This window comes from Alicyclobacillus suci, assembly GCF_017329615.1.
Taxonomy (GTDB): Bacteria; Bacillota; Bacilli; order Alicyclobacillales; family Alicyclobacillaceae; genus Alicyclobacillus; species Alicyclobacillus suci.
On record NZ_JAFMTW010000023.1, the window covers coordinates 1 to 23,055 of the forward strand.

General features: G+C 50.4%; 18 protein-coding genes. 5 read left to right on the forward strand and 13 right to left on the reverse strand.

Annotated elements, in window-relative coordinates; genetic code table 11:
• Positions 1 to 292: 292 nt before the first annotated feature.
• The 6 genes from J3482_RS12060 to J3482_RS12085 all read right to left on the reverse strand — a co-directional run bounded on the left by J3482_RS12060 (position 293) and on the right by J3482_RS12085 (position 7,023).
• Entirely contained in the window at positions 293 to 955 is a 663-nt protein-coding gene (locus tag J3482_RS12060) for a nitroreductase (protein WP_206922468.1), read from the reverse strand.
• A gap of 161 nt (positions 956 to 1,116) precedes the next feature.
• Positions 1,117 to 2,499, reverse strand: coding sequence for a four-carbon acid sugar kinase family protein (locus J3482_RS12065; RefSeq protein ID WP_146823843.1), 1,383 nt, complete (start codon positions 2,497 to 2,499; stop codon positions 1,117 to 1,119).
• Between the two features lie 38 nt (positions 2,500 to 2,537).
• On the reverse strand, positions 2,538 to 3,851 hold the full coding sequence (locus J3482_RS12070; RefSeq protein ID WP_223204208.1) for an MFS transporter: 1,314 nt from the start codon (positions 3,849 to 3,851) through the stop codon (positions 2,538 to 2,540).
• A gap of 67 nt (positions 3,852 to 3,918) precedes the next feature.
• Positions 3,919 to 5,181 carry a ribulose-bisphosphate carboxylase large subunit family protein gene (locus J3482_RS12075; RefSeq protein WP_146823844.1) on the reverse strand — a complete coding sequence of 421 codons (1,263 nt, stop codon included), beginning with the start codon at positions 5,179 to 5,181 and terminating at the stop codon, positions 3,919 to 3,921.
• A gap of 75 nt (positions 5,182 to 5,256) precedes the next feature.
• Positions 5,257 to 6,279, reverse strand: a complete 1,023-nt coding sequence (locus J3482_RS12080; protein WP_146823845.1) for a zinc-dependent alcohol dehydrogenase — start codon at positions 6,277 to 6,279, stop codon at positions 5,257 to 5,259.
• Positions 6,280 to 6,357: 78 nt separating this feature from the next.
• Complete coding sequence (locus tag J3482_RS12085; RefSeq protein WP_223204209.1) at positions 6,358 to 7,023, reverse strand: class II aldolase/adducin family protein; 666 nt, start codon at positions 7,021 to 7,023, stop codon at positions 6,358 to 6,360.
• 275 nt (positions 7,024 to 7,298) lie between these two features.
• Here J3482_RS12085 and J3482_RS12090 point away from each other — a divergent pair, with 275 nt between their 5' ends.
• Positions 7,299 to 9,227 carry a sigma 54-interacting transcriptional regulator gene (locus tag J3482_RS12090; protein ID WP_146823847.1) on the forward strand — a complete coding sequence of 643 codons (1,929 nt, stop codon included), beginning with the start codon at positions 7,299 to 7,301 and terminating at the stop codon, positions 9,225 to 9,227.
• Positions 9,228 to 9,323: 96 nt separating this feature from the next.
• Here the strand turns inward: J3482_RS12090 and J3482_RS12095 are convergent, their stop codons facing one another.
• The 5 genes from J3482_RS12095 to J3482_RS12115 form a co-directional block, all read right to left on the reverse strand.
• On the reverse strand, positions 9,324 to 9,761 hold the full coding sequence (locus J3482_RS12095) for an aconitase X swivel domain-containing protein (RefSeq protein ID WP_146823848.1): 438 nt from the start codon (positions 9,759 to 9,761) through the stop codon (positions 9,324 to 9,326).
• A complete protein-coding gene (locus J3482_RS12100) occupies positions 9,758 to 11,032 on the reverse strand; it encodes an aconitase X (RefSeq protein WP_146823849.1) in 1,275 nt (424 codons plus the stop codon). The genes J3482_RS12095 and J3482_RS12100 overlap by 4 nt, the downstream gene beginning before the upstream one ends.
• Positions 11,033 to 11,071: 39 nt before the next feature.
• The gene (locus tag J3482_RS12105) at positions 11,072 to 12,421 is read right to left on the reverse strand and encodes an MFS transporter (protein WP_188332304.1); all 1,350 of its coding nucleotides are present in this window, start codon (positions 12,419 to 12,421) and stop codon (positions 11,072 to 11,074) included.
• A 72-nt stretch (positions 12,422 to 12,493) separates the two neighbouring features.
• Positions 12,494 to 14,170, reverse strand: a complete 1,677-nt coding sequence (gene ilvD / locus J3482_RS12110) for a dihydroxy-acid dehydratase (protein ID WP_206916596.1) — start codon at positions 14,168 to 14,170, stop codon at positions 12,494 to 12,496.
• A gap of 14 nt (positions 14,171 to 14,184) precedes the next feature.
• The gene (locus J3482_RS12115; protein WP_206922469.1) at positions 14,185 to 15,495 is read right to left on the reverse strand and encodes an FAD-dependent oxidoreductase; all 1,311 of its coding nucleotides are present in this window, start codon (positions 15,493 to 15,495) and stop codon (positions 14,185 to 14,187) included.
• A gap of 285 nt (positions 15,496 to 15,780) precedes the next feature.
• Here J3482_RS12115 and J3482_RS12120 point away from each other — a divergent pair, with 285 nt between their 5' ends.
• Positions 15,781 to 16,671 carry a LysR family transcriptional regulator gene (locus J3482_RS12120; protein ID WP_146823853.1) on the forward strand — a complete coding sequence of 297 codons (891 nt, stop codon included), beginning with the start codon at positions 15,781 to 15,783 and terminating at the stop codon, positions 16,669 to 16,671.
• A 154-nt stretch (positions 16,672 to 16,825) separates the two neighbouring features.
• Here the strand turns inward: J3482_RS12120 and J3482_RS12125 are convergent, their stop codons facing one another.
• Together J3482_RS12125 and J3482_RS12130 are read right to left on the reverse strand one after the other, a co-directional pair.
• Entirely contained in the window at positions 16,826 to 17,782 is a 957-nt protein-coding gene (locus J3482_RS12125) for an aldo/keto reductase (RefSeq protein ID WP_206916586.1), read from the reverse strand.
• Between the two features lie 78 nt (positions 17,783 to 17,860).
• The gene (locus tag J3482_RS12130; RefSeq protein WP_206916585.1) at positions 17,861 to 19,180 is read right to left on the reverse strand and encodes an MFS transporter; all 1,320 of its coding nucleotides are present in this window, start codon (positions 19,178 to 19,180) and stop codon (positions 17,861 to 17,863) included.
• A 766-nt stretch (positions 19,181 to 19,946) separates the two neighbouring features.
• Here J3482_RS12130 and J3482_RS12135 point away from each other — a divergent pair.
• From J3482_RS12135 to J3482_RS12145, 3 genes are all read left to right on the forward strand, one after another.
• The gene (locus J3482_RS12135; protein WP_206916584.1) at positions 19,947 to 20,660 is read left to right on the forward strand and encodes a GntR family transcriptional regulator; all 714 of its coding nucleotides are present in this window, start codon (positions 19,947 to 19,949) and stop codon (positions 20,658 to 20,660) included.
• Positions 20,661 to 20,754: 94 nt separating this feature from the next.
• Positions 20,755 to 21,477: a ribonuclease activity regulator RraA gene (locus J3482_RS12140; protein ID WP_146823855.1), complete on the forward strand. Its 723-nt coding sequence runs from the start codon at positions 20,755 to 20,757 to the stop codon at positions 21,475 to 21,477.
• A 107-nt stretch (positions 21,478 to 21,584) separates the two neighbouring features.
• The gene (locus tag J3482_RS12145; RefSeq protein ID WP_146823856.1) at positions 21,585 to 23,021 is read left to right on the forward strand and encodes an aldehyde dehydrogenase family protein; all 1,437 of its coding nucleotides are present in this window, start codon (positions 21,585 to 21,587) and stop codon (positions 23,019 to 23,021) included.
• The last annotated feature ends 34 nt before the right edge of the window (positions 23,022 to 23,055 follow it).

The following is a 23,055-nucleotide window of genomic DNA, read 5'->3' on the forward strand; positions in this document are numbered from 1 at the left end:
CGACGTACGAACGGACACACAAACCTGCAGCCTAAGCAAACGAAATGGGATTTTCATACATTCTCGGTTTGGTGTGTCCACCATATTGACTTAATACCAGAACTCTTTGTGAAGGTTGTAAGGCAAGGGTGTGAACTCGTAGAGAAGAGGCGTGTAGCACGAAATCGTCCAGAGTCAGGAAATATCGAGGTGATTGGTTGAATGTCACTCGCGCGACCATGCGTTTGGGCCCCTCGCCTATTGGCAACGGGCCCAAATCTGCACAATATCTAAAATCGAAAAACGCTATCTATCAAAGTCCTCTGAAGTGAATGGTCTCTTCCACTGGAACCCGGATACTGGACGCGCGGTTGTACGGGTGGTCTTTATCCTCATACCCCATCATGATACCGACGATAATCCGATGATGTTCTGGAATTTCAAGGATTTCCCGCAGCAAATGGGGATATGACACAGAACTGGCCGCAGGCGTGGAACCGAGCCCATGCTGTGTCGCAGCTAACATCAAGTTCCCCGCATAAATCCCCACATCGAGCGTCGACCACTCTGTGAGGGAGCGGTCCAGGCATAAAAACACAGCGACAGGTGCATTGAAAAACGCAAAGTTATTCCGCCAATTTTCGGCACGCGCCTTCTCGTCATCGCGAGCAATACCGGTTTGCTCAAACACCCTCGCATATGACGCATTCATTCTCTCTTGCAAATAGTCTGGCCACGCTTTCGGCTTTGGCATATCACGGTCATCCGGGGCCTGTTGACTGTCATATGCCTCCAAATAAGCCTTGCGCAGCCGCTCCAACGTCTCTCCCTTAGCCACATAGACTTCCCATGGCTGAGAATTGGCCCAAGATGGCGCCTTTTGAGCGTCCCTCAGTACATCCAGAATCACGTCTTTTGGCACAGGCTCATCGGTATAACGGCGAACGGTCTTTCGCTTGTCAAACAAGTTAGACATGATGGTCCACTCCTCTTTCTCATCTATAAGTACAGTATCTCAAAATAAATTATGTAGTATCAATTCGTCACAAACAAGACAGCGCAAGATCCCCATCCGTCCATATAGAAAGCCGTTCGCGGCGAACGGGATGGCACTCGCCATCCCGCCACCCTCGCCATTTACAGGTTTAAAACCTGCATAAAATAATCTTCTCCGCCAAACTGACCACCTTTTAAAGCGAGCTCCAAACCATCGATGCGCACATCGTCAGAATAGCAGCGACACAGTGGCGCTCCAGGTGAAATCGACGTAATCATTTCCATCGCGTAAATCCCCAATTGCCGTGTTGCATAACTCGACGTGTCGCCACCAGAGATGACCAATCGCCGAATCCCAGTCTCTTGAATGACCTGTCTGGATACTTCCCCTAAATAAGACCCAAGAATTCGACCCGAGTCGGAAATTTGTAAACCACTATCAATCATTTGCCGCTGGTTTTCCTGAATACTCGGGTCATCTGGCCCGAGCGCTGTATAAATAATCAAGCTTTTGCCATGGCGCACGGCGTCACAAGCTCGCTTCACGATGTCCTGGAGCCCAGCCTTGCTGTCCGTTTCATCCATCACCGCTTGCAAAGACAGGTGGATGCCCTCAAATCCATGATTCAGTGCCCACTGCAATTGCTGTTGGGTGACGGGCGAGCAACTTCCCGATACCACAAGGAGCTGATCTACCTTGTGCATTTCGACGTCTTTATCTGCCGCCTTCGGGGCCGTATGCGAATGGCCGTGAATCGCAGAAATGGCATGGCCGATACCGGAAGACCCCACAATAAACATGGGCTCATCTGTTTGCCGTGCACGCGCGAGTACAGCGCCGACTTGTTGCACATGCTCCTTCGTCAGCGCATCGAAAACTACCGCCTCTGGCTGGTTTGCGAGTTTGCGCTGGAGGATATCCCATACTTCCGCCTGGGTGCCATTGAGATGGAGGACATCAATGAGTTCAACAGCCCCTGCACCTTGCTGCTGCAAAACAAGGCGTAAATCTGCCTCGTGCATCGGCGTAATCGGGTGGCGCGACATCGTTGGATGCCTGTCGAGGCGGTAGACGTCTCCGCGCATCGCGGCGTAATGATTGCCGAACACCGTATACCGCTGAAGGTCTGGCGAAGCGACGAACACTGGCGTCCATGATTGCTGTTTGAAGGTGTCTTGGGAGATGCGCAGCACCGTCGCGATATTCCCAATCTCCACAGAGGAATCAAACGTCGAACAAACCTTGTAATGTACATAATCACTGCCCAATTCCCGCAACGCCCGGAAAATGGACGGCAGTTCGCGTTCCATCTGACTGGGGTTCATCACGCGACTATTCCCCGCAACGCCCACACACTGAATGCCTGGGAAACGCGCCAACACCGCCCGGTCCGGCACATCCAGAAATAATACGGTTCGCAGGCCATGGACGGTCAGTGACTCCATGGCATCGGTCGATCCGGTGAAGTCATCTCCGTAAAACGAAAGAACGATTTTCCCACTCTCTATTGAATCATCCCGCATGCTGTGTCGAACCTCCAATGTGCTGTTCTATTTACGACTTATGACGTCAGCTTCCGCGAATAGTTGATAGCCACAGACGATACCGCCATCAGTAAACCAGCCACAGCAAACATCACGAAGACGCCAACGAAACTGCCACCGCTCTGCTGGACAATCCAACCGACGAGAATCGGCACCAAAATCCCCGCCACGTTACCTGAAAAGTTCATAGCGCCCGTCAATTGACCAACGTGTTGATTGGCCGCAAGCCGCGCCGGAACACTCCAGTACAAGCCACCCCAACGCAAGAAGAAATTCGCGAGGCTGATCAGTAAAATCGCAGCAGTCGGCGTCGAAACGTAGTTCACAAGGATGATGGCCACAGCAACACCCACGCCGGCGAATCCCAGCAACGTCCTCATCACGGCATTGACAGATGCACCCGCGCGAATCAACCGATCCGCCAACTGACCCGCAAACAATTCACCGACGAATCCTGCACCGAAAATTACAAATGTCCAGATTCCGGTCATCCCAAACGATACATGTTGAACCTTGCTGACGTATGAAGGGGCCCATGTCAAAAGCCCGTAAAGTACTGCATCATAACCGAAGAACGCCAGAAGCAACATCCATGGACTGGCATGCTTGAAGTAGTGGATAGAAGATGGGTAGGCGTTTTCATCGCGGTCATCCTCTGTCTCTATCTTGTCGAGATATGCGACTTCTTCCTGCGTAATCAGGGGATGTTCAGCCGGATTATCGCGCATAAGCACCCAAGCCAAAATGCCGATGAGAACTGTCAAAAGTCCTACTGCTCCAAATGCAAGACGCCAGGTACCCAACCAGACGATAAGACCGGTCACCAGCAGACCGCCAAACGCCGTTCCTAATGGGCCACCGCCGTCGACCAACGTACTGCCTCGAGCGCGTTCATGCTTGCGCAACCAGCGCGTGAGTGAGGAGTTCGCGCCGTTCTGAACGGGTCCCTCAAAAACGCCAAGAAACATTCGCATGCCTACAAGTGATGCAACACCGCCAACAAAACCAGTCAGACCTTCAACGATGCCCCAACCAATGAGACTGGTAGAGACCACTTTGCGCGGTTTCAATTTGTCGACAAGCCAGCCACCGGGCAACTGCATCAGGGCATAGGTCCAACCAAACGAACTGAGGATAACCCCCGTGGTCAATGAACTAATGTGAAGATCCTTGCCAATCAACGGCATGGCAATCGACAGCGAAGATCTATCAATATAATTGATAATCATGACTAGAATAAAGAAACTGAACATCCACCAACGCAATCCCGGAACGCGCAACCGTGCTTGTTTCTGCACATTTCCCTCGGTTTTCACCTGATCTGCTTGCATCTCTGACACCGCCTATAGTCACATTCTGTTAAGCGCTTACAAGAAAAGTAAAATTACTCTGTTTTCATCAAGAACGAGTAAACTTCTCCATCGCCTGGGCCAGCTCGACATGAGTTTCGGCGTACGCCTCTAAGGTTTGCCCATGCAAAGCCGCTTCCCAGCCTTGTTTCATACTTTCCACGCCCGCTGCAATACCGCCGGGATGGGCCATAATGCCTCCACCCGCCAAATGCAAAACATCTACGGTTTGAATCGCTCGATAGGTTTCAACCGCTGTTCCGGCCCATTGCCCTGAAGAGAGCACTGGCATCACCGTGTCGTCGCCGAACATCGGTGTCAAACAGTCTTGAACAGATTGAACAACGGAATCGTTCGACTCAAAAAATTTATTGTTTAGGCCGTTCGTATGCAGATGATCGACCCCAGCTAAACGGGCCAACTTTTGATACACTCGGAACTCCATCCCCAAGTACGGGCATCGAGTCATCGCCCCCCATTGGTTGCGATGCCCATGAATCGGCACCTCTGCAAACTGGCGCAAATACGATACACCGGCAAAGCCCACGCTGTTGATGCCCACCATGACACAGTTCCCGCCTGCTTGAACCACCGTATCGTGATGTTCCCGAAGTTCATCCATATCCCCCGTAATATTGAACGCGTACATCGTTTTTTTGCCCGTCTGGTCAGCGGCCCGCTCGATTTCCTCCATCACGGCCTGAACTCTTGCTTTGAGTGGCGCATATGGAGGATTTGCGTTGAGTTCATCATCCTTCATGAAATCAATGCCAGAAAGCGCAAGCTCCCTTACCAACGCGCGGAGTTCATCCATCGACAACCCGATACTCGGCTTCACAATCGTGCCAACAAGCGGTCGTTCATAGACACCGGCGAGTCTTCGGGTCCCCTCAATTCCAAATTGTGGACCATGATATTTCTCGATGAATGAAATAGGTAAATCGAGATCTATCAACCGTAAACCCGAAAATTCCCTTAACTCATAAAGGTTCCCGGCGACGGTCGCCAGTAAATTGGGAATGGACGCGCCAAAATTGTGATATGGAAAGGAAAGAACAACCTCACCCCGACGAAATACAACCTGCGCCTTATCAGCGGGTAGTTTAACCCCCGGCAAGGAAGGCGTCTGTACCGAATCCAGCTCCGTAATTCGGACGATGCTCGCCCCATACGTCTGCTTGATATATGGCGTTTCCCCGGGTACAGAGACAAATGTACCCGTGGATTGCTCGCCGGCCATGACCGCTGCAGCATAGTCAAGGGGGTAAGGCGTCTCGATTCGATACGTCGCCAGCACACGCGCCTCAGTCAATCTAGGTCCTCCCATCCAAACACGTCCGTATCAAATCATCTATCCTTCTTCCACGTGACGTGCATTCTCGACCGTTTAAAACGTCACTAGAACCTTAAGGGGGTTGCCCTCTTTCTTCTCTACCATTCTAAAGCCGTCAGCCGCTTGCTCATATGGCAATACATGTGTAATCACGGCGTCACTGAGAATTCGGTTTGCTCCCAACAACGCAACGGCCGCCATCGTGTCTTGACGCGTATAGCAGAAGCAGCCGACCAATTCCTTTTCCTGGCCTTGAAGTTGCATGATATCCAACGATTGATCACCATGGAACATCGCGATAGTCACAATGCGCCCGCCCTTTTTAACCAGTGTCAGCGCTTGGTTTAAAATCCCTGGCACGCCCACAGCTATCAGCACTTTGTCAAACTGACCGCCGATAGTCTCCAATGCTTCTTCAACCCAATCATCTTTACCCGCGATATTGAGGGTGTGCGTTGCACCGAGTTTCTTCGCTGTATCCAGGCAATAATCAAATACATCGGTTGCAAGAATCGTCGTCGCACCCGCTTCCTTCGCGACCGCGAGCGTCAACAGACCAATGGGTCCTGCGCCCAAGACTGCCACCTTGTCTCCAACCTCAATCCCTGCGCGACGAACAGCGTGAACACCCACGGCAAGCGGTTCTGCCAAAGCCCCCACCTGATAATCCATGTCACCCGGCAGGGCAAACACGACATGTTCTGGTGCAACAAAGGTCTCTGCCATCGTACCGTACCACTTTCCGATGCCAGGCGCTTGGCGATTGTCGCAATAGTTGATATCCCCACGTAGACAATACTCACATTTCCCACAGCCAGCTTGTGGTTCCACGGTCACTTTGTCGCCGACTTTGACGCGGGTTACAGATGGCCCTATCTCCACCACTTCTCCAGCAACCTCATGCCCAATAATCACTGGTGGTTTGCGAAATGGGTGAAGCCCCTTGTATGCGTGAATGTCAGAACCACAAATCCCCGCCGCCTTCACCCGAATGCGAACCTCGTCGTCGCCAAGTGGCGCGCTCTCCACGTCCGTAATCACCACTGTATATGGGCTCTCTATCATAACCGCTTTCATTGCGACACTTCCTTTGCATGTCTTCATGTCTGTATAAATCCCTGCTCTTGTTGCACTGTTCACCTGAAGGAAGCGCAGTTACTTGCGATGCACGCGCTTGCGTGGCTTATATCGTGCGCCCTCCAAGAAATCTCTGACCACGTTATCTGGTATCTTCGTCAATGGAATACCAGCCGATTTCGCCGTCACAATCATGCGACAGGCCATCTCTAACGTTTCCAGGCGCATACGCGCATCGGCAAACGAGTCATCAAATAAGATGACACCATGATTTCTAAGAATAATGACATGGGCGATTTCAGCCTGTTCCTTGACCGCATCCCCTAACTCCGATGTACCTGGATGGTAATAGTCGACATACGCGACGTCCTCTAGAAAGTACATCGTCTCGATGAACAACTCCGACACAATCGGCTCTTGGCTGGATGCCATTAACGTGGTGTAAAAAGGCGACGAGTGTAAGACCACATTTGCATCCTCGCGCGTTTGATAAATTGCAGTGTGCATTGGAACTTCCTTGGATGGCTTGCGACTTCCCGTCCAGGTCCCTTCGACGAAATTGCACAAGGAGAAGTCATCCATTTGCAAGTTCCCCATCTCCGTGCCAGACGCCGTAATCAACATATGCTCCCTGTCAACTCTCGCACTCAAATTACCGGACGTCCCCCAGGCAAGTTGATTGGCCAACATGTATTTCCCCGTGTCAATCAACTGCCGTGCAATCTCCGATTGATTGAATTCCACCATTTCACCCCCTTCAGCCTTGCACAAAGGTAATAAGCAAGAACCGTGCCAAAAGGATGGGGGCATACGAAAAAACTCAAATATTTTTTAACGCACGCAAAAAAGACGTGATTTCCGCGAAGTGACGATGATCTTCGTGACACGCAAAAGTGAACGCTTTCAAACATGAAAACAACGAGGGTAGCGCAACACTTGTTCAAGTTGATACAATCGTAGCAAAATGAAACGAATCGTCTCATTTTGAGTCAAACAAGGCGTCTTGGAGGGAGTTTACTATGAGCAAAATCGTGGTCATCGCACCTTCAAAGGAATTCGCTGATACCGTTCGCACCGTTGTAGGTGAACATCATTTGAAAATTTACGCACCACAAGATGACCGCGACTTCCCCTTTGAGGAAACCGTCCCCATCGCTCAACAGGAGGAAGCCCGTGGGGCTGAAGTCATTATCACGCGAGGCGGGCAAGCGACCCTATTGAAACAAAAGGTCAGCATCCCCGTTGTCGAAGTCAAAATGACCATCCTCGACATTTTAAGGACGGTTCACAATTTGAAGACGAAATACCGACGTATCGGCCTAATCGGCGTTGAAAATATCATCTGTGATTACCGGGAATTAGGTCGTTATATCGACATTCAAATCTACCCAGTGTTTTCATACGAAGACGATTTAGATCTGCGCGTCCGCCAAGCTATCTCGGATGGGATGGAATGTATCGTCGGTGACGGGATGTCTGTCGACTACGCCAAGCGATTCGGGCTACCAGGGATTAAACTGATGCCCTCCAGCGCAAGTGTCCAAGAGGCTATCGATCTCGCCGAAAATATCCTCCGCGCCCGCTTTCTTGAAAGTACTAAAAATGAACAGTTTCGTATGGTGCTCGAAACCGCTCAGGATGCCATCCTGATTATTTCAAATGAGTCACAAGTGCTGCTTGCAAACCACCGGGCCACCCATTTGCTCTGCCAAGATCGCGAGGATATCCTCAATTACCCGATTTCCGAAGTCCTCCAGAACGAACCAAACCTATTGAAACTCATCGCTCAATCGGAAGAATTTCGAGAAGAAATTGTCCAGGTTCGCAATTTCATTTTGTCGGTGTCCAAACGCCGGATCACAGTGGCGGGTGCCCCGATTGGATGGGTGCTCACGATGCAAGACGTCACACAAATTCAAAAACTCGAACAAACTATCCGCCGAAAATTGAGCCACACCGGTTTCGTCGCAAAACGTAGTCTTCAGGATATCGCGGCAGTCTCCCCAAACATGAAGATTGTCATAGAAAAAATAAGACACTTCAGCAAGGCTGACGCTACCACGCTCCTGCTCGGCGAGACCGGCACCGGCAAGGAATTAATCGCCCAGAGTATCCATAATCACAGTCACCGAAAGAACCGACCGTTCGTCCCCATCAACTGCGCCGCGCTGCCTAGCAACTTGCTTGAAAGCGAATTGTTTGGATATGAGCCAGGCGCCTTTACAGGTGCAAATCGCAATGGCAAGGCTGGGCTCTTTGAACTTGCGCATACTGGCACCATCTTTCTCGACGAAATTGGCGAAATGCCACTGGATTTGCAGTCACGACTCCTGCGCGTAATTCAAGAACGCGAAGTCATGCGCATCGGCGGAAGCGCCATTATTCCTGTCGACGTGCGCATTATCGCGGCTACACACAGAGACTTACAATCGGACATTCAAAGTGGACGGTTTCGTGCAGACTTGTTCTACCGACTCAACATCCTGACCATATACATCCCACCGCTTCGGGCGCGCAAAGAAGACATCCCGCTGCTCGTGGATGCCTTATTGACAAATATCTGTAAACGATATGAACGTCCAAAACCACAACTGGCCAAGTCATTCATTGACCAATTAACGCGATTCACGTGGCCAGGCAATATCCGGCAACTCGAAAATGTACTAGAGCGCATCGTCGTGTTGTTCAACGCAGACATTCCGCAAGAACAGGTGCTGCAGGAGATTGTAGAGGAGTTATCCGCAAGTGATAACGCGACAAGCCCCTTGCGTGAACGAGATCCGAATCCGCTCCCTATTTTGGATGGAACGCTAGAGGATATCGAGCGGCAAGTCATCCTTCGCCGACTGGAGGCGTTTGAAGGAAATAAAGATCTCACTGCCAAGCACCTTGGCATCAGTCGGGCAACGCTATGGAGGAAGTTAAAAGAACTCGCGACGGAGGGGTAAAGTATCCATCGTATCCGCGCAATCTTCCTAGTCGCAACCCTTGAAAACCAAATGTGCCTCCACTGAGGTGTTCAATGGAGGCACCTCATTACAAAGTCAAACTCGGCTATGCGACAAGTCTCCACGCTTAATCACTTCAACAACACCGCGGTCCCCGTCTATCTTTAACCAGTCCCCCGTATGAATCACAGCAAGTGGGTCTTGGTCAAAATCCGTAATCGCTGGTACGCGTGTCACAATCGCCCCCAAGGCGGCTTTACTTGTCATCGTATTGAACAGCATCGCCTTCGGCGCCGCCCCCGCCAGGCGCGCTGTATGAAATATCCCCGACCACCCTGAGGAACCTTTTGCGCCAGGAAACACCAGGACTTTTCCCTTAAACGACTCACCTCGCAACTCATGCCTCGATTCAATGATAGTACCACTTGCAGCTTCGACGCCTCCCCATCCAGAGATCTCTTGGCTGGTGACCAGCGCCTCCCCTTCCGCATACCCACCGACTATCGGTCGCCCATGCAATATCACGGAATTCATGAAATCCCCCCTGCCCATCGCCCCGTTATCGCCGCGTGTACGCAATCCTTTGTGGAACCAAACCAGCCTTGTACCTTCATAATCGCAGGTAGATAGTGGACCTGCTTTGCCGAATCCGTAGCGATTACCTTAGTACCCTTCGGTAAAAATCTCCCGATAGCAGGACAGGTGTCACTCATCAGTACTGCACCTGCGTCCTCCAGTATTTTCGTATATCCATTGCGGTCAGCCAGTTCCCGAATCGGATGAGGTGTAAAAATCCAAAGATCCGTATTACTATGCACCTTCTTTCCCTCTAAGAGATTGCAAATCTCCCATATCTGTTGGATATTTGCATGCGGGCAACCTAACATGACAAGATCTACCTGCGAATCCCTAGCTGTACTATTTAACTCTTCATAGACCTGCAATCTCTCCTGCTGCCCAAACGAGAAACGCGCCTGAACTGGATGGCCCTGAAACGCTTCCTCGACAGTTCTAGCTTCTGCGGTAATACCGGGGATATGATATAATTCCACGCCGCCGGATGTGGATGCAGCAGCGCCGAAATGTTTCAACTGCGATAAGTTTGGCGTGCTGTCCACATGGTCTAACACAGGCACCTTATCCCCAACCATCTTCCCAACGTAGTAACCCAATATTCCCCAATCCATAAAATCCTGGACGGGGAACTGCACATCTACATAGTGCGTCCCTACTCGCTGCGCATCCAAATGGTAACCCCAGTATGGGATTTTGCCTGTCAGCATCGCCGCCGCAGTACTTTCACGACCTTCTACGTTCGTTCTGGCGCCAAGCACGGAGTTGATATATACGACAGCAGAGGATTCCATCCATGCGCAATGCTCGCCTTTCACCGGTACATTCCCTACCTGATACGGCGTACATGTATTCATCAGTTGAATGCCGTGTGCCGCATTGTACGACTCACTTTCCGCAATGAGATCATGCGTTTCCTGCGCAATTCCTTGTAATCGCCAGTGACGCGCGTCCATTCTACCAATGAGTTGACAACTGTATGCCTTCACGTGAGGGATTTCAAAGGTTTCATCGCTATCTAAGCTCATTTGCGAGAAGATTTGATCATGGCTTTCGAACTTTGGTAGCCCAGGTGCAGGAGAAAAAACGTTTGCACCACAGACATTGTTTGTATCCACGAGCCGTTCGGCTCCAAGAGCATCTCCATATTGAACAAGTAGCTCCATGGCTCGCTGAACAGCGCGCCCCTCTTTACCGTCTAGCATCGCCTCTTCATCCGCGGTAAGTCTCATGTGTTTACCCCTTTCTGTCTTGCCTTGTAAAGCTTTCCCTTATAAAAGGAGTTCCTGGTTGGACTGTAAGTCCTCACTAAGCAACTCAACATCTTTCGTCTCAGGTCCAATTAAAGTGGCGACAATGAATAAAAGCCCGCCAAGCACGATGAGAACCAATGCAGTATATTCGTACGGCATGAACTTCCCGAGCAAGAAAATCCATGTGCTATACAGTCCGGGGAGTATGAGGCTGATGGTATAAGCAGTTCCATAGCCTGAACCTCGTACATCTGCAGGGAACCGCTCGTTCAAATAAACGATGACCGTGCCTAGAGGAGCGTTGGCAAGAAACAGCGCAATAAACCCCATTGCGCCGACTGCGAAGAAGCCCACACCACTTTTGGCGAATAGAATCATAAAGAGAAACGCGAGGGTTTCCCCTATCGTCAGCGAAATCCCCACCCAGAATAGAACTCGCTTGCGACCGAATTTTTGACTGATTACCGCATAGCCAACCATCCCGACGACCGTGGCCAAATTCGCTAGCAATTCCATCGTGCTCACATTCGCTGCCGACTGATGCAAATAGCCCTCCAACAACCCCGGCATAAAAGACAGCGCCATTTGCGCAGCAAACCACATCCCAGACATGAGCAGCAGCACCTGAAGGAATCCCTTCATATTACGCCCTGACAACAGTCGCCAGATAGGCTGCTTATTCGCATCGCCACTACTCGGTAGTTTTGTGACTTCTAATTCCGGAATACGAGCGTAATAAATGAGATACAAAATGCCCAGAAAGGCGCCAAAGAAAAATGGCACGCGCCAGCCCCAGGATAACAATGCACTCTGAGAGAGGTTCTTCAGTACAAACAGCTGTACAATATTGATAAACACAATCGCCACAGGCGCACCTGCTGAGACTAATCCGGCAATAAATGCTCTCAAATGTTTGGGTGAGCGTTCAATTGCCAACGGAACTGGCCCAGCATAGCCCCCGCCAAGGAAGATACCGTCAATCAATCGCAACGCAATGAGTGCAATGATGGCCCCATATCCCCACTGCGCATAACCAGGGAGTACGCCTATCAGAAAAGTTGTGACAGTAAACCCAATAGCGGCTATCATCGTCACGCGCTTTCGGCCAATCTTATCGCTCAAGTTACCAAGAATCGGCCCACCGATAGGACGGGCGAGCAGCGTAACCGTAAAAATCAGCGTACTTAAGGTAACCTTGGCAGAGTCAGGCAAGGTATCAGGTTCGAAATACCCCATAGCTGCTGGAAGAACAAATGCGGGCAAATAAATATCGTAACTGTCAATGAGTAGACTGATGACGCCTCCAATCATTGACCGCTTCGCAACCGACGGTACATGGTCTCCAGTCCGAACCTCTGCAACAGACATCCTCATACCCTCCTTATGATTTGAACAATTTGAATCTTCAACCAAAGTTGACCATAGAACTTCAGGGACGGATCACCGTTTTAATGTCGCCCCTTCCGGCAAGGGACTGACGAGATTTCGATAGATTGCCAACCAACCACGTTCTCCCCGCGCCCCAGTTTCCACCGCCATATGTGCCTGTCGTTCCAAAAGTTCAGCTTCAGTGACCTGGAAATTCACTTCGCGGCTTTCAACATCAATGGAAATCACATCACCGTTGCGCACAAATGCCAGTGGGCCACCTTCAGCGGCTTCCGGAGAAATTTCCCCCACAACCAAACCTCGATTGACCAGTCCGGATAATTGCCCATCTGTGACGACGGCCACCTTGTCCCCTAAACCAGCGCCATCTAGCGCAAATATCAGAGCAGATGCGGTGCCCATACCTGGCGTTCCTTTCGGCCCAAGCCCTCTGAGAACCACGACCGCACCAGGCTTTATTTCACCTTTGTCGACACCAGCAATCGCTTCCTCACGGCTTTCATAGACCACAGCTGGGCCCGTAAACTGCGTGACCCTGTCATCCTCGACCGCCAACTTCACGATTCCGTATGATGGGGCTAACGACCCCTTGATTAACACGATGGTAGGCCGCCAGCCAAACGCGCGTCCGACCGGTCGAATCACCTCTTCATCTTCCACTTGGATATCCCTCAATACTTCGCCCACTGTCTGCCCGGTAATGGTCTTCGCGGCAAGCTGCATGAATTGTTGCAACTGTTTCATCACCGCGCGTGTTCCCCCGGCCTGCTCCAGTTCTTCAATGGTTCTATCGCCATTCGGTCGCACAGCCGTTAGCAATGGCACCTTGCCAGCGAATTCTTGAAACATGCCATAAACATCCACATCACACGTTGCCTCCACTGCGACAGCTTGCAAGTGCTTGACGGTGTTAATCGATCCGCTGACACTCAAAATCATTTTGATAGCGTTTTCAAACGCGTCGCGGGTTAGAATGTCGCGCGGCAAAATATTTTCCCACACCATTTCGACAATTCGCTGTCCGGCCTCTTCCACAACACTCCACATTTTGTCGCTATTGGCCAATACCGGGGTACTACCAGGCAGGGCCATCCCCAGCGCTTCGCAGACCATGTGCATCGAGTTCGCAGTTCCCATGCCTGGGCATACCCCAGGGCCACGCACTGCGGTATCACTCATCTCCCGCAATTCAGATAGCGTAAGATTCCCCGCTCGATAGTGCCCCGCTTGTAAGAAAACATCCTCGATATCACAGGGGTGTCCGCAAAATTGGCCACTCGGCTGATATCCACAAGCGACAATAAGTGTCGGAATATTCAACCTACCCGCAGCCATTAGGTGAGCTGGTGCAGTCTTATCACATGAAGCCAAACAAACCATTCCGTCCAATAGCGCTCCTTCAACGGCCACCTCAATATCATTGACGATTAAGTCTCGGGCAGCGAGAATATAGCCCCCTTTGTGCCCAGCGCTGGTGATAAAATCACTTGGCGCTGCCGTGCGAATTTCAAACGGCAATCCTCCCGCGGCACGAATCGCATCTTTCATCTTGCTGACAATGCCGTCCAAGTGATGAAAACAGATAGCTAGGTCAGAAGATGAATTCACGATAGCAATTTTGGGTTTCTCCATATCCTCCTCGGAAATGCCCATGGCCCGCCACTGTGTGCGCCGCATAGTCCACGGCGAACTTCCACGTTCAAAATTGCTGCGTAATTGTCTAGACACCATACTCTTCCTCCTCAATCCACACGGGACACATTGTCGTACAATCGGCGTTGAAGGGCTTCATAATCGATATCGTGAAGGCTCCCGGTACCCACGAGCTCGATGGCATGTGCCGCTGCCGCCCCCATCGCGATACACGGCCCCATCACCCGCACACTCGACAGTGCTGCAGCATCTCCATCAATACAGCGCCCCACCGCCAACAAATTGTCTGTATCCGGCGGTAACATACTTCGAAACGGTACGTAATGTACATGGTCATCGTCGAATGTCTCCCAAATGTGTCCTTCCACGTGGTTATGAAGTTCGATAGGCCAAGCCGTACGGGCAACTGCATCGGCAAAACGCGTTCCAGCGCGCACCTCATCCACAGTGAGATGATGCGTACCGACAATCCACCGTGTCTGCCGAATACCTGGGAAGCCGTATGAACGGATTCGAGCCTGCCCAAAGGCATCCGGAAATTCTTTCTTTAAAAAGTCAAACGCCACATCCGCTTGGTTTTTGCCCTCCAGACCACGCTGTGTCGCGTCAATCGCATCTAGCGGAGTCTCCACATGCGTTAAGTTGACTAACGCCACGCCGCGCTCTGGGAACACGAACGCAAATCCCTCTTTTCGTACTAGACCGTACACTGCACCTCTCTCGCGAACCCGCTGCGCAATCGCATCCCTGTCTGGCACACTCGCCTGATTAATCCGCTCGACAACAAGCATCTGACTACCGTATATCCGACCGTTCGCAGGCTCCCGACAAGGTAATCCAGCGAGCCATGCCAAAGCTGCATCACCGGTCGCATCGACAAAGGCGTTCGCGGTGACCCGAACCGTCCCGTAACGTGTGGCGAGATCAATACAATGCACGCGTCTCTCGGCTACTTTGACGTCCAATAAAATTGCCCCAACAATCGGCTTGATTCCGCTTTCAAAGACTGTTCGTTCTATCCATCGAGACAATGCGATCTCGTCGTACATCACGGTCGTGTAGGAAGGCCCGTGTCGATAATGTAGAGCACCAGCCTTGCCAAGATCACTCAAAATATCGTCGGCGATGCCGTGTGTAAACTGGTAACGATGTTCGCCGTGATGAAAGAGTCCGCAAAAAGTCCCAATGATAGAATGAACCGCCTGCCCACCTAGTGCCGGAAATCCATCAACTAACACCACGCGAAGGCCTAGCCTTGCTGCCTCCACCGCTGCGGATACACCCGAGATGCCGGATCCCACAACGCAAATGTCAGCACGGACATCCTGTCTGATGGACGCCTCTCGGGTCACGACGCGCGTGAAACTTTGCTGTTTGTCTAAGTGCTGTTGTCCTCCCATGAAAACATCCCTTCACAAATCGTGTTGTCCAATGCGCATGTGCTGTCCTTGAACTAACGGTATGAAATCGCCTTGTTATTTGCAATCCAAATTAGCCATACCATATATCGATAAAATCGATGTCTTCGAAGCCATCCACGAAAGAACTACAATCCAGACGTGAGAACATCTGTGCATTGCAACCTAGTACCTGTATACTCAAAGAAAGGCATCATTACGCGGATTGCACACATTCGCCTTGCAGTCAGTTGACACGCTAGAAACCGTACCTAAGAGGGGAATTATGTGGAGATACATCAATTAGAATACTTTCTAGCAGTCAGTACCTGTATGAGTTTTTCAACCGCGTCTATGGAGATAAACGTTTCTCAATCAACACTATCGCATCAGATTCGAAAACTGGAGGATGAGCTAGGGGTAAAACTATTTATCCGAGAGCCGAGATCTGTCAGACTGAGCCCTGCGGGTGAGGAATTCCTGGAGCACACCCGAAAAATCCTCGCAGCAATCAAGACATCGCAAGAAGCCATGCAGCAATATACCAATTACATCAAGGGACATTTATCAATCGGTGCCATCCCCACAATCGCTTATCTGGGATTTAACAGAATTATTACTAAGTTTATCCAGTCGTACCCAGGTATATCCGTTGAAATTCACGAGGCAAACACAGATGACTTACTCCAATGGATGTACGAAAAAAGAGTCAATGTGTCGTTTATCACTTCCCCGTTTGTCGACCAATACGACGTAACCTTTCACCCACTAGTTGAAGACACCGTCGTAGCACTCGTCCCGGCTTCCCATCGACTTGCAAACAGCGACCAAGCGATTGATATTCATGATCTCTATCAGGAAAAATTCCTGATGATAAAATCGAGTTCAGGATTTAGGTCAAGGTTGATTGAGGCTTGCAACGATGCTGGATTCCACCCCGACATCATCCTTGAAAGCAGCCATGTGGAAATCCTTCGTGGATTTGTGGAGGAGCAAATGGGCGTAGCGCTCATGGGCCTGCGTATTGCGCAAAATATCTCCAGTCCACTCACCTCTATTGTGCATCTGAAACAAATTATCAAACGTCAAAACGGACTTGCCATCCCACGTGTGAAAAGTGTCCCGTTAGCAACCAGACTCTTTTTAGATTTCATCATCAATGGTAGTGCGAGTAAATAGATACTATGACGTAATGGGAGGGTACAAAATAACACCCTCTGCCCAAGTACCTGTCAATCACAAGGTCATCGCCTGGCGTGTCGCCAAGCAAACCCTCCGAAAGACGGTCGGTGGACAGAGGGAGCAAATCAGAGACACCACGGTACATACAGCCCTAATCTCCAAGAAATTCAGCTGTTTTCTTGGATTCAAACTGTTTAAATCGCTCCGTCCCCCTGATTTTATTAAGAATATCCCTATCTGCGTCCGTCAACGTACCTTGACTCAGCACGCGTGCAGCATTTTGCAGATAATCGACAGATTCCGTCCCATACATGACGGTGTTGACGACGTCATGCGATAAACACCATTTCAGTGCGGCATCTGCCACAAGAGACGTATCTTGAATTCCAGCTTCTTGCGCTATTTGAAACAATTCGCCCTTCATGTAGGCTTCTCTCACAATCACACCTAAGCGTTTTTCCTTCGCTAGCGGAAGCACCTTGTGCAATGCCTTATCGTCACCGAAGTTAAAATTGATATACACCACGTCAAAGTGACCTGATTCAATCATCTTGACATACGTGCCTTCCCCAGAAAACGTATCCGCGCAGGCAAAGCGAATGTACCCTTCGCGTTTCAACACACTCAAGTTGTAGCCAATCTTATCGAGATATTCCGGGTCGTTATCAAAGGCGCTCTTCATCGGCGCGATATTGAAAAAGTCGATTGCGTCTCGTTTCAGTAGTTTTAAAATTCGGGCTGCTTCATCGCGCAACGTCTCAAGCTGTGCCATCTTGACATTGTTTTCATCATAAGTGTAAACCATGCCCTCAGGCCGCGTTTGAACAAAAATCTCATACGGGGGCGGAAGTTGCTTTAGATTCCTTCCTAAAGCCTCTTTCTCAGAATCCATGGTTACATCAAAGAAGTTAATGCCAAGTTCGTACGCCGCTTGTAACACCTGAAGGCGCTTTTCTCCGCCAAACCCTTCAAAAATATACCCTGGTGTCGTCGCCAATCGTAAATCCTCGTTAAAACCTCGAGATCTCCCATCGGGAAGATACTCATGGCCGCCCAGCCCCAGAACCGAGACATCCACTCCTGTGTTACCGAGTTGTGTATATTTCATCAACTGCATCTCCCTTGCATGGTGAAAATTGGCACCATCATTCATTCTGCAACGCATGCTCAATCCGACGAAGAATGATTAAATCGTAGCCCCCTGCTCCAGCGGTTGCACGACGTGCTCCTCTTCTGAAACAGCCCCGCGATGGCGAGCCCATACGTAAATTACCACACTCAGGGCACAAACTACTGCACTATAGGTCAGGAACAACCACATCTTGCCGACTTGTTGCGCATCAATGAACAAGTACGAAGCAGTCCCGCCAAAGACTGCTGTCGCGATACCGTACCCAATCGCAATACCTGTTGTACGAATTTCCTGCGGCATCAGTGTTGCATTGATATAGAGGAACAACGTCTGATTAAAGGCTACGACTAAACCTCCACCGAGCATGACGACAGCAAGTCTGCCTAGACCTGGTTGTGAGTAAAGGAGAACGACGAAATACGCAGGCACCAGTAGGATGCGAAGAATCAGATAAACTTTGGAAGTCCCAAACCTGTCTGCCCAATACCCAGCAATCGGCCCCGCAACCACCATAATGACGTAAAACGCCGAAGTTAGACCGAACACGCTTGTCGAGTTCTCTTTAAAAACCGTATTTGCAAGATTAGGTAATCCCGTGAGAAATAAGTAATTCGCAATCATCGTCCCACCGGTTACGAATATGATGGCCAATACGCCGAGTCGGTGATCCCAAATCTTGCTCCACACCTTCGCTGTGGACTCCAGTTTTTTATTGGAAGACACACTCGCCCCCGTCTCCGGCAGAGACAACCTCGCAAGCAACACGATGATTGCGCTTACGCCACCAATAATAAAGGGGACGCGCCAACCCCAATCTGCCATAATCTCCTTCCCAAATACCATACTCGCTAGAAAAGCGACGACCGCTGCCAACAACGTACCAATTTGATTGAATGACCCAGTGATGATACCCGCAAAGAACCCTCTGCGCCCCGGACGTCCCATCTCCAACTGTGCTGCACTGGCCGCAGGGTTTTCAATGCCTGTTGAGACGCCCTGAACCAATCGTGCCAGCGTCAGTAAAATGGCTGCAGATGTGCCGATTTCGCTATACGAAGGCATAATCCCCATCGCCAACGAACTCAACGCCATCGCACCAATGGACCACAAAAGAACCTTCTTATGCCCAATCCTATCGGCCACAGGACCAAAAATCGCCCCCGAAATGGGCCTTATTACGAAACCCAGTGCAAACACCGCCAATGCGTCCAGCGTCGAAGTGATATTGTTATTAGATGGAAAGAAGTGTGCTCCGAAAAACGTAGCCATTAGGCCGTAAATACTCCAGTCGTACCATTCCAGAGCGACACCGCCGCCTAGACCAATATAGAGAGCCAACCTGTTCTTCTTGGTTGTTATCGCTTGATTACTCACAATACTCCTCCTTTGTACTCATCCGATAAGGAAGTGAGCGTGAAAACGCGCTGCAAAAGCGAGTCGTTACCCTGGATATTGCTGACTTGAGCAAGTGGAGTAACGTCACCCAACGATGGAATGCGCTTTCATATACTTCCTACCAACTTGTAAACCCGTCCTTCTGCACACCCCTCACTTTCAACTATCGTCTCACCGCTCATCGCCATCTCTCCCACACATGAAAGGAATACGCTTTCACGATCTCGGAAACAGATTTGTGAAATATGATATATCACATTATGGTGTTCGGCGAAATATATTGTCAACTCTAATTTTTCCGCCTAGAAATTCCACACGCCAAAAACTCCCGGAATATAGAGTGAGAATCCAGTTTAACTCTAAAAAACCCTGTCTCATGGATGTCACCAGGAAAATTAAGTATTGCCTTCCCCAAGATCATCCCCTAAGATGTGATATATCAGATATCAACAAGCGGCGATATTGACGCCCGCAAGAATGGTCCTGCTCAATAGTTCGAAATGACTTAGGAACACGAGGGTTTCATGTATAATTCTTTTTAAGAACTGACAGAGACCCACCATCATCGAGGATGAAAGCAGTTACAAACTGTGCGATGTCGACTTCCACACGCTAGCGCGGTAACGGGCGGATACAAGCGGTCCGAGAAATGCCCCACCCAGTGGATGGGCATTAGACATTCAAATGCTGTGGTGTACAAGACGATATAGCATCTTTTACATCACCTAGATGGGAGGAAAAGCCGATGGACGGTCGTCAGGCCGAAACCGCAACCTCCGTCAACATTGGATTAAAAGCGTTGACGACGAAGAAAGTGAAATCCCTTCGCGATACTGCAGTAGATACAATTCGAGAAGCTATCATCAGCGGCGAATTAGCCCCCGGAGTACATTTGAAGGAGCGTGAGCTATCCGCCATCATGGGCATCAGTACCACACCCATCAAAGAGGCGCTTCGGGTTCTCGAACAAATCGGATTTGTCACCACCATCCCGCGAAAAGGGACATTTGTATCAGACATCGCCAATACATTATCGGAATTTTTCATGATACGTGCGAACCTTGAGGGTCTTGCAGCTCGCTTTGCAGCAGAAAAGGTGTCAGACCTGCAGATTGAGACACTTCGTGGAATTGTGAGCCGCATGAAGACCTTAGTAGATGGCGGTGACACCGAACAACTGGAGCCCCTGAACACCCGTTTTCATGGAACCATTCATCAATTTTCCGAAAACCCAATGCTCACTCAGATTTTAGGGAATATCACCTCGGTTGACCGGTCTTTTCGTAGACGCGCGTTGCAATACGAGGGAGAAGTAGAACTTGGTTTTTATGAACATCGCAGCATTTGTGAAGCGATTTGTAACCGAAATGGGGAACTCGCCGAACTGCGTATGCGAGAACACATCTTTAGAACCACCGGCAAAGTGCTCAAAAACCTAAACCCAAATCATTATCGGTGAGTGACTAGAGATAACGACGAATAACTGATACCGGAACAAAATTATCTCCGGACGCCCTTCGACCATACTTTTCAACCACGAGGAGGTTTACCACATGAAATTATCAGCAGAGGCTTTTGACAAGTTGCAAACAGTATCGACAGCGAGTTTAACCTCAGAGTTGCTCAAGTTGGGTTTTCGGAACACATTCATGCGAGGTGTCCATCCGGTCCGTTCAGCATCCCGTCTCGTTGGATACGCCTTCACACTCCGATATATCCCAGCACGAGACGATCTAGATCTGGAAGTAGAATATGACAATTGGAAGAACCCACAGCGCGTTGCAGTCGAAACCATTGGTCCAGACGAAGTCCTCGTCATCGATGCAAGGGGAGATATCAGTGCAGCGTCATTTGGCCATATTCTCTGCACCAGACTGCAGTACAAAGGCGTAGCAGGCTTAGTCACAGATGGGGCCCTCCGCGACACGCCATCGATTCGCGAGTTGGATTTCCCCACCTATGCTCGGGGCGCACATGCAACCACCAGTTCAGTGGTGCACCATCCCGTCGACTTCCAGGTTCCGATAGGATGTGGCGGCGTCATGGTGCAACCAGGCGATGTCATCGTTGGCGATTCGGAAGGCATTGTGGTGATTCCGATTCATGTTGCAGAAGAAGTCGCCCACAAGACGTATGAGCGAGATGCGTTGGAAAACTGGTTACAGCACAAGGTAGCCCAGGGAGCCAGCATTCGCGGGACGTATCCACCAGATGAGTCCACACTCATTGAATATCAACAATGGCGCAAGTCGCAGGAACAAGTAAAAACACCATGAATCTTCACATAGATATAACGATGCGACGTAGGACAAAGATGAGCGCACCTACTCCATCGGGGACGTGAAAAGGCTCATATAAAAACAACATCGAGGAGGATAAACATATGCAATCGCAAAATTGGATTGGTGGTAAATGGTATACGCCAAGCGCCGGGGAAATGACTGTCTACAACCCCTCAGAAACGAGTGAAATGGTAGGTACTGTCCATCTGTCGTCCAACGAAGACATGATAGAGGCTGGCGTCGCGGCAAAAACCGCATTGCAGCAATGGGCGAGACGCACACCTGGTGAACGAGCGGCGTTTCTTGATAAGGCTGCAAGTCTGTTAGAACAGAACCTAGAAGAGATTGCCCACGTCGCCAGCAGTGAAATGGGCAAGCCCATTTCAGAAATGAAAGGGGAAGTCATGCGCGGCGTCAATCTCCTCAAGTACTACGCCGCAGAAGGCGTTCGAGCACACGGCAGTGTCATTCCAGCCAGCCAATCGGGCGTCCTTCAATATACAAAGCGCGTGCCACTCGGCGTCGCAGGCTTGATTACCCCATGGAACTTTCCTGTCGCCATTCCTATCTGGAAAATTGCGCCGGCGTTAATCTGTGGAAACACCATCATCTGGAAGCCAGCAGAAATCGCTTCTCTATCTGCAACCTATGTCGCTAAAATCTTTGCACAAGCCGGTTTACCGGACGGTGTGTTAAATCTGGTCATCGGCGAAGGACATACGGTGGGCAATACGCTTGTAGAACAGGTGGACGTCGATGTGATTAGCTTCACCGGATCGACAAAAACTGGAATGCACGTAGCATCCATCGCCGCAAAGCGAAATATCAAGTATCAGACCGAAATGGGTGGCAAAAACGCTGCGGTCGTCCTTGCCGATGCAGACTTGAAACTGGCCACATCTGCTATTTTGAGTGGCGCTTTCCGATCCGCCGGACAAAAATGCACGGCCACCAGCCGCGTCATCGTGGAGGAGTCCATCTACAACCCGTTGATTGACGAACTGCGCCGCCAGCTCGCCGACGTCTATACAGGTTCTGCGTTAGATCCAAAATCCTACCTTGGGCCCGTCGCCTCAAAGACGCAGTACGAGAAAGTCCAATCGTTCATCGACCTAGCCCACACGGAGGCACAAATCGTCGCGGAAGGTGCGCTCCAGGTTGACCCGAGTCGTGGCTATTATGTGGCACCATCCATTGTCGAGGGCGTTGCGTCCAGTCACGCACTCGTCCAAGAAGAAATCTTCGGCCCGCTCATCACCCTATTGAAAGCCACCGACTTCGAGGAAGCCGTATCTCTCTGCAACCAGACTGTCTATGGACTGAGCGCATCCGTCTTTACCAATGACATCCAACAGGGATTCCGCTTCCTTGACGAAGCCGAAGCAGGCATGGTTCGGATTAACCTCGAATCTGCCGGCGTCGAATACCAGGCGCCATTCGGCGGCATGAAACGCTCCAGTTCGCATAGCCGTGAACAAGGACAGGCTGCATTAGACTTCTACAGCCAATTGAAAACCTGTGCCGTTTATTACGGCTAAACCCCCACGTTAACACATACGAAACGTCTATCCG